This is a genomic window from Herbidospora sp. NBRC 101105 (genome assembly GCF_030269205.1).
Taxonomy (GTDB): Bacteria; Actinomycetota; Actinomycetes; order Streptosporangiales; family Streptosporangiaceae; genus Herbidospora; species Herbidospora solisilvae.
On the sequence record NZ_BSSX01000001.1, the window covers coordinates 818,352 to 831,920 of the forward strand.

The following is a 13,569-nucleotide window of genomic DNA, read 5'->3' on the forward strand; positions in this document are numbered from 1 at the left end:
GGGTGCGCGAGTGCGCCTCGGAGGCGGTAACGTCCTGTGACATGCCCCTCGCCTCGATCCCGAGCCCGTCGCAGGGGGTCTGGTACCTCGGACCCCTTCCCATCCGGGCCTATGCGCTCTGCATCGTGCTGGGCGTCGTCGTCGCCGTCTGGCTCGGCGAGCGCCGCTGGCGCGCCCGTGGCGGCCTTCCCGGCACGATCACCGACCTGGCCGTCTGGGCGGTCCCGTTCGGCCTGGTCGGCGGCCGGCTCTACCACGTCATCACCGACAACCAGCTCTACTTCGGGGCTGACGCGGAGAACCCGTGGTATCACGTGTTCTTCATCTGGAAGGGCGGTCTCGGCATCTGGGGGGCGGTCGCGCTCGGCGCGGTCGGCGTCTGGATCGCCTGCCGACGGCGCGGCATCTCCCTGTCGGCCGTCGCCGACACCGTCGCACCGGGCATCCTGATCGCCCAGGGCATCGGCCGGCTGGGCAATTACTTCAACCAGGAGCTCTTCGGCGGTCCCTGCGACTACGCCTGGTGCCTGGAGATCGAGCCCGGCCGCCCCGGCACCGTGCCCGGCGCGCTGACCTACCACCCGGCGTTCCTCTACGAACTGCTCTGGAACTTCGCGGTGGCCGGCCTGCTCCTGCTGATCGGGTCGCGGTTCACGCTGCGCCACGGCCGCCTGTTCGCCCTCTACGTCATGGGCTACACTCTGGGCCGCTTCTGGATCGAGGGCCTGCGGGTCGACCCGGCCCACGAGATCCTCGGCATGCGCCTCAACCAGTGGACCTCCATCGTGCTGTTCCTCGGCGCGCTGGCCTACTTCTGGCTGACCAGGAACAAGACCACCGAAGAGGTCATCGTGCCCGAGGGCGCGCTGCCGCCGGTGGCCGAGGGCGCCGAGGCCGACCCGGCCCACCTCCACGACCAGGCCGACGACCACGAGAACGAGGCGCGGGGCGAGGCCGATGAGGCCGCCGCTCCCGACGACAAGACAGAGAAGGCTGAGGAGGCCGGTCAGAGATGACCGGCGCCGCCGGCCCGGAACTCCCCTCCCACCACAACCACCGCGACGTCACGGGTGGCTGGTTGCGTCCGGCGGTGTTCGGCGCTATGGACGGCCTGGTGTCGAACTTCGCGCTCATCGCCGGCGTGGCCGGCGGCACGGCCAACACCCGCGTGATCGCGCTCGCGGGTGTCGCGGGCCTGGCCGCCGGGGCGTTCTCGATGGCCGGAGGAGAGTACGTCTCGGTGGCGAGCCAGCGTGAGCTGGCCCAGGCCGAGATCGCCGTCGAACGCCGCGAGATGGCCCTCCACCCCGAAGAGGAGGAGGCCGAGCTGGCCGCCCTCTACGAACGGCGCGGCGTCGACCCCGAACTGGCCGCCGAGGTGGCCCGGCAGATCTCCCGCAACCCCGAACAGGCCCTGGAAGTGCACACCCTCAACGAGCTGGGCGTGAAGCCCGACGACCTGCCGTCGCCGGTGACCGCCGCGTCGTCGTCGTTCCTGTCGTTCGCCGTCGGCGCCGTGATCCCCCTGGTGCCCTACCTGGCCGGGGTGACCTCCCTCTGGGTGTCGGCCGCGCTGTCCATGGTGGCGCTCTTCGGGGCGGGCGCGCTCGTGGCCCGGGTGACCGCGCGGAACTGGTGGTTCACCGGCCTGCGCCAGCTCCTGGTCGGCGGGATCGCCGCCGCGCTGACCTGGGGACTGGGGTCGCTGATCGGGGCGAGCGGCCTGTGACCCCCGCCAAGTCCTCCCGTGCCAAGCGCCGTCCGGCGCCCGAAGACACCTGGGGCAGCGTCAAGCTGGCCGAGATGGGGCTCACCGGCGGCCAGCAGAAGATCCTGGCGGTCCTGGCGACGGTCGTCGGCATCCTGCTCATGGCGTTCGTGCTGGTCTTCGTGGTCGAGGCGTTCGACGAAGACCCGACGCCCGAACAGTTGTCGAGCTCGCCGCTGGGCCAGGCCCGGCCGGCCGCCTACCGGGCGTGGCCGTCGCTGAAGCAGTTCGCGCCGATCGCCGACCGGGCCGCCGACGCCAAGCCGCTGACCGTCGAAGAGGTCTTCACGACCAAGACGCTGAAGGCCGGCAAGATCGCCCTGAGGCTGGGCGAGCGCCGGCTCGACGCCGACTGCGCCACGGCCGTCTGGGGCGAGGCGCTGACCGAGGCCCTGGCGGAGGCGGGCTGCACCCAGGCCGTCCGCGCCCAGTTCACCAGCGCCGACGGCCGCTACGTCGCCCAGTACGCCCTGTTCAACCTGGAGTCGGCGACCGCCTCCGACGAACTGGTGAAGCGGATCTCCAACCTCTACCGGGGCGGCTGGTTGCTGGCGCTGCCGTCGGCCGAGCCGGCGCTGACCGGCTTCACCGAGGCCAGCGGCCACGCGATGGGCCACTACCTGGGCCTGGTCTGGATCGGCCGCGCCGACGGCGAACGGCCCGAGGAGACCGACGACATGGTGACGCTCGGCCTCGCCGTCCGCGAGGCGGAGAAGGTCGTCTACCGGCGGGTGGTCGCGGTGACCGGGGTGCCCGCCGCCTGAGCACCGACCGGCACCGCCCGCCCACGCTCGGTGTCCGCCTTTCGAGATGTCCGCCCTCCCGCGCCCCCGTGCCCGTCATGATGGTGCGGTGAGGGTGGGACTGATGATGCGGGCCGTGCCGGTGCTCGCGCCCGTGCTGGTGATGGTGCTCGCCGGGTGTTCGGGCGCCGAGGGCGTCGCCCGGCCCGGGACCGTCCGGGCCGAGATCAGCTCGGCGATCTACGCGCCGATCGAACAGCAGCGGGTCGACGCCGCGCCGCTGACCGAGCAGGAGGTCTTCCCGGCCGCCGCCCTGGGGGTCATGAAGAAGGAGTCGGTCAGCCTGACCGCCGACTGCGGCGCGGCCGTGGCCGCCGACGTCGACGGGTGCACCCAGGTCGTCCGGGGGTTGTTCCGGGGGCCCGAGCTGGTCGGGCAGGTGGCGGTGTTCAACCTGGGCGACGTGGCGCAGGCCGACGCGCTGGTCCACCGGTTCAGGGAGGAGCTGTTCCTGACGCCGCTGGCCTCCGAGCGGGCCGGCACCGCGATGGTCAGGGCGATGGGGCACTTCGTGGCGGTGAGCTGGGTGTCGGCCGAGGGCGACGCCAAACCGGATCTCGCCGAGCCGCTGGCCGCCCTCGACCAGGCCTCACGCTTCGTCCAGGCCCGGATCCTCGCCCTCTAGGCTGCGGGCGACCGCCGCGGCGAGGCCGGTCAGGCGGTGCATCGGGAGTTCGAGCGCGGTCGCCCCGGCCCAGGCCGGGATGCGCGCCCTGGCCTGGTTCTTGGTCAGGCCGAGCTCGGCGACCAGGCCTTCGCGCCAGGCGTTGGCGACCTTGCCGTGGCTGCCCGCGAGGATCCGGCGGGTGACGGCGTCGGGGGCGGGCGGGAGCCGTACCGGAGAGGTGGCGCCGAAGACGCGGACCTCGGCGTCGCGGGCGGCGAGCACCAGGCGCGGGAGGGCGGCCTCCAGGCCGGGGGCGTGGATCGCCACCCGGGAGACCTGCGCGGCGTAGGGCTTGGCCAGCCACGTCGAGAGGCGGACCCGGGGGACGCCCGGGAGCAGGTCGCGGGGCCAGTCGCCCACGAGCAGGTCGGGGGCGTAGTCGCCCAGCTCCGGGGGCGCGGCCTTGGCCGATTCGACCGCCTGCGGGCCCTGGGTGTAGATCGCGGTGGCCAGGCGGTCGACGCGGGAGGCGACGGCGGGCCAGCTCTTGGTGGTGGGGCGCAGGACGTAGAGGTCGGCGGCGCTGCCGATCGCCTCGGCGCCGTCGTAGCGGTTGAAGTCGGGGTAGATCGCCTCGTTGAGCAGCTGCAGGTCGGCCAGGGCGTGCTGGACCTTCAGGGCCAGCATGGGGGTGCGCTCCGAGGCTCCGTAGGCGAGCAGGACCCGGCCCTCGTCGCGGTCGCGCAGGCCCTCCAGGCCCCGGGCGACGAAGAGGCCCACGCCGTCGGGGGTGTAGGGCGGGTCGGTGATCGCCAGATCGCCCCAGCCCCGCGCCGACGGGGGCAGGCCGAGCCGGAGGTCGGCCCAGCGGGTGGTCACCCCGAGGTCCTGTTCGTCGATGTACGCCAGGATCCGGTCGTCGATGTCGACGACCATGACCTCGGCCTCGGGGTGGATGAGACGGACCGCCAGCGAGGTGAGGTCGTGGTCGCCCACGCAGAGCAGCCGCGAACCGGGCAGCCAGAACCGCGCGCCGAGCAGCAGGGCCCGCCTGACCACGGTCTCCGGCGTGGCCGACACGTGGTCGAGGGCCGACCTTCCGCGCGGCGCCCGGGCGATGATCCCGGCCATCCTCTCGACCACCGACGCGTCCACCATGTGAGACACCGGGTCCGAAATGGAGGACGATATCGAAATGTTGTAGAGTTTGACCTGTTCAGTTGGGATTCGGACGTGCTGGTCGCGATGCTCAAGGGGGAGCACGCGCATGAGCGCCTCGATCGTCCTGCGGGACGTCGCCGTCTCCCTGACCACATCGGCGAGCGTCCACCAGCGTCCGTCCGACAGGAGAGAGACAGCCTTTCGCAACCGCCGTCCGTCCACACCGGCACGCGCGTAGAGCTCGTCGATCGACATACGCGAAACCTTAGTGGCCCCGGCAGGTGCCATCCGGAAACGGTGGGGTAACCTCTACTCACCACAACTGCAGCAGGGCCAGCGTCGTCCCTCTGTCACCACGCAGAAGATGACGACGGGAGTGATTTCATGCCTGCTGCCCGCCATGGCCGTCCTGGGGACCTTCCCGAGCCTCAGGGCCTTTACGACCCCTCGTACGAGCATGACGCCTGTGGTGTCGCCATGGTGGCCGACGTCCACGGCCGCCGTAGCTACGACATCGTCGAGAAGGCTCTGACCGCGCTCATCAACCTCGATCACCGGGGTGCTCGGGGGAGCGAACCGGACACCGGTGACGGCGCCGGCATCCTGACCCAGATCCCGGACGCCTTCTTCCGCGCGGTCGTCCCCTTCGACCTCCCGGAGGCCGGGAAGTACGCCGCCGGCATCGCCTTCCTGCCCATCGACGCGCAGGCCAGGGCGACCGCGCTGCGGATGATCGACGAGATCGCGACCGAGGAGAACGTCAAGGTCCTCGGCTGGCGCGACGTGCCCGTCGACACGCGGCACGCCGGGCCGACCGCCCGCGCCGTGATGCCCCACTTCATGCAGCTGTTCGTGAGCTCCGGCGACCTGTCGGGCATCGACCTCGACCGGGCCGCCTTCGCCTTCCGCAAGCGGGCCGAGCACGAGGCCGACGTCTACTTCGCCTCGCTCTCCAGCCGGACCACCGTCTACAAGGGCATGCTCACCCCGCAGCAGGTCGAGCCCTTCTTCCCCGACCTGTCGGACGAGCGTTACGTCACCGCCATCGCGCTGGTGCACTCGCGCTTCTCCACCAACACCTTCCCGTCGTGGCCGCTGTCGCACCCCTACCGCTACGTGGCCCACAACGGCGAGATCAACACCGTCAAGGGCAACCGCAACTGGATGCGCGCCCGCGAGGCGATGCTGGAGACCGGCCTCATCCCCGGTGACCTGGAGCGGCTGTTCCCCATCTGCGACCCCGACGGCTCCGACACCGCCTCGTTCGACGAGACGCTGGAGCTGCTGCACCTCGGCGGGCGCTCGCTGCCCCACGCGGTGCTGATGATGATCCCGGAGGCGTGGGAGAACCACACGGAGATGGACCCGGCCCGCCGGGCCTTCTACGAGTTCCACTCCACGCTGATGGAGGCCTGGGACGGCCCCGCGTCGATCTCCTTCTCCGACGGCACCGTCGTCGGCGCCGTGCTCGACCGCAACGGCCTGCGTCCCGGCCGGTTCTACGTCACCGACGACGGCCTGGTCATCCTGGGCTCCGAGGCGGGCGTGCTGAGCGACATCCCGCAGGAGAAGGTGGTCCGCAAGGGCCGTCTCCAGCCGGGCAAGATGTTCCTGGTCGACACCGCGCGCGGCCGGATCATCGAGGACGACGAGATCAAGGCCGAACTGGCCGCCGCCGAGCCCTACGAGGAGTGGCTGCACGCCGGCCTGGTGCGGTTCGAGGAGCTGCCCGAGCGCGAGCACGAGCACCCCACCCACGAGGCCCTGGTCAAGCGCCAGCAGACCTTCGGCTACACCGAGGAAGAGCTGCGGATCATCCTCACCCCGATGGCCGCGACCGGCGCCGAGCCGATCGGCTCGATGGGCACCGACAGCCCGGTCGCCGCGCTGAGCGACAAGCCCCGGCTGCTGTTCGACTACTTCAGCCAGCTCTTCGCGCAGGTCACCAACCCGCCGCTGGACGCCATCCGCGAGGAGCTCGTCACCTCGCTGCAGTCGACCATCGGCCCCGAGCACAACCTGCTGGAGCCGGGCGCGGCCTCCTGCCGCCGCCTGGTGCTGCCCTACCCGGTGATCGACAACGACGAGCTCGCCAAGATCGTCCACATCAACGACGAGGGCGCCCTGCCGGGCTTCCAGCCCCACGTCGTGTCGGGCCTGTTCCACGTCGGCGGCGGCGGCGACGCGCTGACCCGGCGGCTCCAGGAGATCCGCGAGGAGGTCTCGCAGGCGATCGCCGACGGCGCGCGCATCATCGTGCTGTCCGACCGGGGGTCCAACGCCGAGAAGGCGCCGATCCCGTCGCTGCTGCTCACCGGCGCGGTGCACCACCACCTGATCCGGGAGAAGTCCCGCACCCGGGTGGGCCTGGTCATCGAGACCGGCGAGGCGCGCGAGTGCCACCACATGGCCCTGCTCATCGGCTACGGCGCCAGCGCGATCAACCCCTACCTGGCGATCGAGACCGTCGAGGAGCTGTTCCCCGACAGCCGCAAGGCGGTCCGGAACCTCATCAAGGCCTACGGCAAGGGCGTCCTCAAGGTCATGTCCAAGATGGGCGTGTCCACGGTGGCGTCGTACACGGGCGCCCAGATCTTCGAGGCCCTGGGCCTCGGGGCCGAGGTCATCGACGAGTGCTTCACCGGCACCACCTCGCGACTGGGCGGCGTCGGCTTCGACGTGCTGGCCAAGGAGGCGCTCCAGCGGCACACCCGGGCCTACCCGAGGGCCGAGAACGCCCACCGGCGCCTGGAGGTCGGCGGCGAGTACCAGTGGCGGCGCGAGGGCGAGCCCCACCTGTTCAACCCGACGACCGTCTTCAAGCTCCAGCACGCCACCCGCACCCGGCGTTACGAGATCTTCAAGGAGTACACCGACCTGATCGACGGTCAGGCCGAGACCCTCATGACGCTGCGCGGCCTGTTCAAGCTGCGCCCGGCGCCCGGCGGTCCCGTCCCGATCGACGAGGTCGAGCCGGTCTCCGAGATCGTCAAGCGGTTCTCCACCGGCGCGATGTCCTACGGCTCCATCTCGATGGAGGCGCACGAGACCCTCGCCATCGCCATGAACCGGCTCGGCGCCAAGTCGAACACCGGCGAGGGCGGCGAGGACCCCGAGCGCCTCTACGACCCGAACCGCCGTTCGGCGATCAAGCAGGTGGCCTCCGGCCGCTTCGGCGTGACCTCCGAATACCTGGTCAACGCCGACGACGTGCAGATCAAGATGGCCCAGGGCGCCAAGCCCGGCGAGGGCGGCCAGCTGCCCGGCCACAAGGTCTACCCGTGGATCGCCAAGACCCGGCACTCCACGCCGGGCGTCGGCCTGATCTCGCCGCCGCCGCACCACGACATCTACTCGATCGAGGACCTGGCGCAGCTCATCCACGACCTGAAGAACGCCAACCCGCAGGCCCGCATCCACGTGAAGCTGGTCTCCGAGGTCGGCGTCGGCACGGTCGCGGCGGGGGTCTCCAAGGCCCACGCCGACGTCGTGCTGATCTCCGGTCACGACGGCGGCACCGGCGCCTCGCCGCTGACCTCGCTGAAGCACGCGGGCACCCCGTGGGAGCTCGGCCTGGCCGAGACGCAGCAGACCCTGCTGCTCAACGGGCTGCGCGACCGGATCGTGGTGCAGGCCGACGGCCAGCTCAAGACCGGCCGCGACGTCATCATCGCCGCCCTGCTCGGCGCCGAGGAGTACGGCTTCGCCACCGCTCCGCTGGTCGTCTCGGGATGCGTCATGATGCGCGTCTGCCACCTCGACACCTGCCCGGTGGGCGTGGCCACCCAGAACCCCGAGCTGCGCAAGCGCTTCACCGGCAAGCCGGAGTTCGTGGTCAACTACTTCGAGTTCATCGCCGAGGAGGTCAGGGAGTACCTGGCCGAGCTGGGCTACCGCTCGCTCGACGAGGTCATCGGCCGCAGCGACCTGCTCGACACCGAGGCCGCCGTCTCCCACTGGAAGGCCCGGGGCCTGGACCTGTCGCCGATCCTCTACCAGCCGGAGCTGCCGCAGGGCACCCCGCGCAAGCAGGTCGTCGCGCAGGACCACGGCCTGGCCGAGGCGCTCGACAACACGCTGATCCAGCTCGCCGAGGGCGCGATCGAGTTCGGCCAGCAGGTCACGCTGGAGCTGCCGATCCGCAACGTCAACCGGACCGTCGGCACCATGCTCGGCCACCACGTCACCAAGAAGTGGGGCGGGGCGGGCCTGCCGGAGAACACGATCGACGTGAGCTTCACCGGTTCGGCCGGCAACTCCTTCGGCGCGTTCGTGCCCAAGGGCATCACGCTGCGGCTGACCGGCGACGCCAACGACTACGTCGGCAAGGGCCTGTCGGGCGGCCGGATCACGGTCACCCCGCCGAGCGACCTGCTCGACGGCCAGATCATCGCCGGCAACGTCGGCCTCTACGGCGCGACCTCCGGCGAGGCGTTCATCCGGGGTGTGGTGGGCGAGCGCTTCTGCGTCCGCAACTCCGGCGCCACGGCCGTCGTCGAGGGCGTGGGCGACCACGGGTGCGAGTACATGACCGGCGGGCGGGTCGTCGTCCTCGGGCCGACCGGGCGCAACTTCGCGGCCGGCATGTCCGGCGGCGTGGCCTACGTGCTCGACCTCAAGCCCGAGCGGGTCAACCGGGAGATGGTGGAGCTGGAGCCCCTCGCCGAGGAGGACTCCGAGATCCTGCGTGAGCTGGTCGACAAGCACCTGGCCGAGACCGGTTCGCCGGTCGCCAAGGGCCTGCTCGCCGACTGGGAGTCGGCGCTCGCCCGGTTCGGCAAGATCATGCCGATCGACTACAAGCGGGTGCTCACCGCCAGGGCCACGGCCGAGGCCGAGGGCCGCGACATCGACGAGGCCATCATGGCCGCGGTTCACGGATAAGGGGGTAACGACATGGCCGACCCGAAGGGGTTCCTCACTCACCAGCGTGAGCTGCCCGCCCGCCGCCCGGTGGACGTGCGCATCCGCGACTGGCGCGAGGTCTACGTCGACTTCGCCCCGGAGAAGCTGACCAAGCAGGCCGCGCGCTGCATGGACTGCGGCATCCCGTTCTGCCACAACGGCTGCCCGCTCGGGAACCTCATCCCCGAGTGGAACGACCTGGTCTACCGCGACGACTGGCGCGAGGCGATCGAGCGGCTGCACGCGACCAACAACTTCCCCGAGTTCACCGGCCGCCTGTGCCCGGCTCCGTGTGAGGCGGCCTGCGTGCTCGGCATCAACTCCGACCCGGTGGCGATCAAGCGGGTCGAGGTCGAGATCATCGACCGCGCCTTCGCCGAGGGCTGGGTCACCCCGCAGCCGCCTCTGAACAAGACCGGGAAGAAGGTCGCGGTCGTCGGCTCGGGCCCGGCGGGCCTGGCCGCCGCCCAGCAGCTCACCCGCGCCGGGCACGACGTCGTCGTGTTCGAGCGGGCCGACGCCATCGGCGGGCTGCTCCGGTACGGCATCCCCGAGTTCAAGATGGAGAAGCGGCACATCGACCGCCGCCTCGACCAGATGAGGGCCGAGGGCACCGAGTTCCGCACCGGCGTCGACGTGGGCGTCGACATCACCGCGGCCGAGCTGCGCGAGCAGTTCGACGCGGTCGTCCTGGCCGGTGGCGCCACCGCCTGGCGCGACCTGCCGGTCACCGGGCGCGACGCCGTCGGCGTCTACCAGGCGATGGAGTACCTGCCCCCGGCCAACAAGGCGCTGGCCGACTCGGAGATCAACGCCAAGGGCAAGCACGTCGTGGTCATCGGCGGCGGTGACACCGGCGCCGACTGCATCGGCACCGCGATCCGCCAGGGCGCCCTCTCGGTGACCCAGCTGGAGATCATGCCGATGCCGCCGGAGGCGCGTCCGGCGGGGCAGCCGTGGCCGACGTACCCGATGTTGTTCAAGATGGAGTCGGCCCACGAGGAGCTCGCCGACGGCGGGGGAGCGCGGGTCTACGCCGTCTCCACCACCGAGTTCGTCAAGGACGCCGAGGGCAACCTCCAGGCGGTCAGGGTGGTGGACGTCGAGGGCCCGGCGGCCGGCTTCAAGCCGATCCCCGGCACCGAGCGCGAGCTGCCCGCCCAGCTGGTCACCCTGGCGATGGGCTTCGTCGGCCCGCAGCACGCCGGCCTGCTCGACGAGCTGGCCGGGCTGTCGGCCGGGGAGTTCTACGACCCGCGCGGCAACGTCTCCCGCAACCGCGCCTACCACTCGGGCGTCGAGGGCGTCTTCGTGGCCGGTGACATGGGCCGCGGCCAGTCGCTGATCGTGTGGGCCATCGCCGAGGGCCGCTCGGCCGCCGCCGCGGTCGACGAGTACCTCACCGGGGCGACCGCCCTGCCGGTGGCCATCCCGCCGACGGCGCGTCCTTTGGTCTAGTACGTCAAAACGGTGCCCCCTGGTATTCCAGGGGGCACCGTTTCATTGTTTTCCCGATGTGACTCAAGGGCAATTCCGAAATATCTACTTATGCGGAATGTGCGGTGAGTTGCGGACGCCCGGCGGGGTTCGCGAGGATCGGGACGTTCGTAATCAAGGAGGACCGGTGCGTAAGGCAGTATTCGCGGGGTTGGCGCTGACCCTGCTGACCACGGCCTGCGCGGCCTCTCAGGAGACGGCCGCCGTCTCCCAGGACTACCTCGTGTTCTATCCGCCCGGCCAGGGCGGCGCCGCGACCGACGCGGTCGAGGCCGTGGGCGGCGACGTGCTCTCCGAGGACGCCCAGCTCGGATACCTGGTGGCCCGCGCGGCCCGCCTCCCGTCGGGCCCGGCGATCGTGGGCGTCATGCCCGACCGGCCGATCGGCGAGGTCGCCCGCGTCAAGCCCGCCGCCAAGCCCGTCGCCGGGCCCGCCGCCGGTCCCCGCCGGGCGGCGGTGAAGGACGAACCCCTCGCCGGCCGCCAGTGGGACATGCGGATGATCGGGGCGACCGCGGCGGGGTCGTACAAGAAGCAGATCGGCAACCACAAGGTGCTGGTCGGGGTCATCGACACCGGGATCGACGGCAGGCATCCGGACATCGCGCCCAACTTCAACCGCAAGCTGTCGCGCAACTTCGTCACCGACCGGCCGAAGGACCCCAAGGGCAAGAACCTCGACGGCCCGTGCGAGTACAAGGGCTGCAAGGACCCGGCCGACGTCGACGACGACGGCCACGGCACCCACGTGGCCAGCACGATCGCCTCGCCGCTGAACGGCATCGGCATCGGCGGCGTGGCGCCCGGGGTGTCGCTGGTCAACCTGCGCGCCGGCACCGACTCGGGCTACTTCTTCCTCAAGCCGACCATGGACGCCCTCAAGTACGCCGGCGACAACGGCATCGACGTGGTGAACATGTCGTTCTACGTCGACCCGTGGAACTTCAACTGCCCGGCCAACCCGGCCGACACCCCGGCCCAGCAGTCGGAGCAGAAGGCCATCATCGCGGGCATGACCCGCGCGGTCGCCTACGCCCGCGCCCGCGGCGTGACCCTGGTCAGCGCCATCGGCAACGGCTCCACCGACCTGGGCGACCCGAAGCAGGACACCGGCAGCCCCGACTACCCGTCGGGCGCCGCCAAGTCCCGGAAGATCGACAACACCTGCCTGAACGTCCCGGCCGAGCTGCCCGGCGTGATCGCGGTGACCTCCGTCGGCCCGAGCAAGCGCAAGGCCGTCTACTCCGACTACGGCGCCGAGCAGGCCGACGTGGCCGCCCCCGGCGGCGACGGCCTGGACACCGGCACCTCGCTGAAGGGCGCCGCCCGGGAGATCCTGGCCGCCGCCCCCCAGAAGGCGCTGCGGGCCTCGACCTCGATCGACGCCAAGGGGCAGCCGCTGACCTCCTCGGTCATCCGGGAGTGCAAGAACGGCACGTGCTCCTACTACCAGTACCTCGAAGGCACCTCGATGGCCGCCCCGCACGTCGCCGGGGTCGCGGCGCTGCTGGTGGCCCGGTTCGGCAAGCCCGGCAGGGGCGGCCTCGAGCTCGACCCGGCCCGGCTGGAGACCCTGCTCTACGCCTCCACCTACGACCGCGGCTGCCCGGCCTCGGGCAACTACCGCTACTCGGCCGACGCGACCCACGTCTGCGTCGGCTCCACGGCGAAGAACGGCTTCTACGGAAACGGCATCGTCAGTGCGCTGAAGGCGGTCACGATTCCGGGTACTTAGAGAGGAGATGAGTAGCCGGACGGATTCCGGCCTTCGGTTCTCTTCCTAGGTTCGAGAAATGATTTATCACGTTCTGTGGCAAACCGTGATGGTCGTTCATTTCCTCGTCCTGGCGTACATCGCGCTGGGCGGTTACCTCGCCTGGAAGTGGCCCCGCCTGATCTGGCCCAGTGTCGCGTTCGCCGGCTGGGGCGCGATCCAGCTCACCGGGCTGGTGGAGTGTCCGCTGACGGCGCTGGAGAACTGGGCCCGCGAGCGGGCGGGCGCCCACCTGCTGGAGCCGGGCGGGTTCATCGACACCTACCTGACGGGCGTGGTCTACCCGCCGCGCCACCTCGCGGAGGTCCGCGCCGGGATGGTCGTGGTGATCGCGGTCTCCTGGATCGGGTTCGCGGTCATCCGCCACCGCCGTCAGGTGGCGGGGAAGTCGCAGACCTCGACGGCGTAGTCGAGCAGCTTCTCCTGGACGTCCTTGGGCGGGGTGACGATCATCCGGTACGTCTCCCCGCCCTCGGTGTGTCCCCAGACCTGGAACAGGTAGGCCTGCTTGGCCTCCGCGAAGGCGTGCGGGTCGCAGCGGGTGGGCCGGATCGTGACCGGGACCTCCGTCGTGCCGGGCGCGATCTCGGCGACGGGGCGCCTCTTCTCCGGTTCCAGCACGTAGTGCGTCGTGCCGTCGAGGTCGTCGAGGGTCACCGGGCGGGTGGCGGTGACGGTGAGGACCCCTTCGAGGTCGTCGCCCCGCCGGCGGAAGGCGGAGCCGAAGGCGATGGTGGCCGACTGCTTGAGGATGTACTCGCCGCACTCGTACCTCACGAGCCGGGTCAGCAGGTCGTCGGTGACCGGGATCGGGAAGCGGACCTCCCTCGGCGGGGCGTCGCCCACGGCCATCGTGGCGACCACGTCGGTCGGCTGCACCGCCGGGATGGCGCCGGCGTCGCAGCGGGCCCGGCCGTAGGTGATCGGGAAGTCGGTCCGGGGCGTCTTCGGCAGGGTGGTGTCCACCCGCACGGGGGCCGACGGCTCGAACGATCCGGAGTCGAGCCGCAGGTCGGTGATGTGCAGCGGGGTCGAGGTGGTGTTGGTCACCGAG

General features: G+C 71.1%; 10 protein-coding genes. 8 read left to right on the forward strand and 2 right to left on the reverse strand.

The features are described from left to right. Positions 1-41 precede the first annotated feature (41 nt). The 4 genes from lgt to QSK34_RS03790 all read left to right on the forward strand — a co-directional run bounded on the left by lgt (position 42) and on the right by QSK34_RS03790 (position 3,196). Entirely contained in the window at positions 42-1,016 is a 975-nt protein-coding gene (gene lgt / locus QSK34_RS03775) for a prolipoprotein diacylglyceryl transferase (RefSeq protein WP_285579862.1), read from the forward strand. Beyond that, positions 1,013-1,729 carry a VIT1/CCC1 transporter family protein gene (locus tag QSK34_RS03780; protein WP_285579864.1) on the forward strand — a complete coding sequence of 239 codons (717 nt, stop codon included), beginning with the start codon at positions 1,013-1,015 and terminating at the stop codon, positions 1,727-1,729. The genes lgt and QSK34_RS03780 overlap by 4 nt, the downstream gene beginning before the upstream one ends. Next, complete coding sequence (locus QSK34_RS03785; RefSeq protein WP_285579866.1) at positions 1,726-2,532, forward strand: hypothetical protein; 807 nt, start codon at positions 1,726-1,728, stop codon at positions 2,530-2,532. Before QSK34_RS03780 ends, QSK34_RS03785 begins: the two co-directional genes overlap by 4 nt. 88 nt (positions 2,533-2,620) lie before the next feature. Then, entirely contained in the window at positions 2,621-3,196 is a 576-nt protein-coding gene (locus QSK34_RS03790) for a hypothetical protein (RefSeq protein ID WP_285579868.1), read from the forward strand. Here QSK34_RS03790 and QSK34_RS03795 read toward each other — a convergent pair. After that, positions 3,161-4,336, reverse strand: coding sequence for a bis-aminopropyl spermidine synthase family protein (locus tag QSK34_RS03795; protein WP_285579870.1), 1,176 nt, complete (start codon positions 4,334-4,336; stop codon positions 3,161-3,163). The genes QSK34_RS03790 and QSK34_RS03795 overlap by 36 nt on opposite strands. A 387-nt stretch (positions 4,337-4,723) precedes the next feature. Here QSK34_RS03795 and gltB point away from each other — a divergent pair, with 387 nt between their 5' ends. From gltB to QSK34_RS03815, 4 genes are all read left to right on the forward strand, one after another. After that, entirely contained in the window at positions 4,724-9,223 is a 4,500-nt protein-coding gene (gltB, locus tag QSK34_RS03800) for a glutamate synthase large subunit (protein ID WP_285579873.1), read from the forward strand. Between the two features lie 12 nt (positions 9,224-9,235). Beyond that, entirely contained in the window at positions 9,236-10,702 is a 1,467-nt protein-coding gene (locus tag QSK34_RS03805) for a glutamate synthase subunit beta (protein ID WP_285579875.1), read from the forward strand. 166 nt (positions 10,703-10,868) lie between these two features. Continuing rightward, positions 10,869-12,476, forward strand: coding sequence for a S8 family peptidase (locus QSK34_RS03810; protein WP_285579877.1), 1,608 nt, complete (start codon positions 10,869-10,871; stop codon positions 12,474-12,476). A gap of 58 nt (positions 12,477-12,534) precedes the next feature. Further along, a complete protein-coding gene (locus QSK34_RS03815) occupies positions 12,535-12,924 on the forward strand; it encodes a DUF2784 domain-containing protein (protein ID WP_285579880.1) in 390 nt (129 codons plus the stop codon). Here QSK34_RS03815 and QSK34_RS03820 read toward each other — a convergent pair. Then, the gene (locus QSK34_RS03820; RefSeq protein WP_285579882.1) at positions 12,888-13,565 is read right to left on the reverse strand and encodes a hypothetical protein; all 678 of its coding nucleotides are present in this window, start codon (positions 13,563-13,565) and stop codon (positions 12,888-12,890) included. The genes QSK34_RS03815 and QSK34_RS03820 overlap by 37 nt on opposite strands. Positions 13,566-13,569: the final 4 nt, after the last annotated feature.